Consider the following 402-nt stretch of genomic DNA (forward strand, 5'->3'; position numbering starts at 1 on the left):
AGTCACTTCCATTTGTACTTTCCCTAAGAAAGAAAGTATGATTTCATGTGTCGCAGAATCCACATAATATCGCAGAAGCGGGTCACTGTCGGAGATTTCTAAAAGTGCATCAAGTAACATTTCCCTTTGTTGAGGTTTGCTCGGTTCAACAGTCGTTTTCAGCAGAGGGAGGGGATTTTCAATTCTCTCTCTCTGTGGCAATAGCTTTGTATCTCCAAGAACACTATTTAACTTCAAAAACTCATTCTGCAAAATAACAATTTCCCCGGAATAAGCCTTATCGATTTTACATAATTCACCATTTATTGAAGTATACATTTCTGTAATTTTTATTTTTTCCTTTTCCGATATTCTAACCGGATCTCGCAAATGCAGTACGCCACTATAAAGACGTATATATGC

At 37.1% G+C, this 402-nt stretch carries 1 pseudogene; it reads right to left on the minus strand.

The features are described from left to right. A pseudogene (locus RM704_RS44925) lies at positions 1-402 on the minus strand (tetracycline resistance ribosomal protection protein); the annotation flags it as partial.

Origin of the sequence: Streptomyces gottesmaniae (assembly GCF_031845845.1) — a bacterium.
Lineage (GTDB): Bacteria > Actinomycetota > Actinomycetes > Streptomycetales > Streptomycetaceae > Streptomyces > Streptomyces akebiae.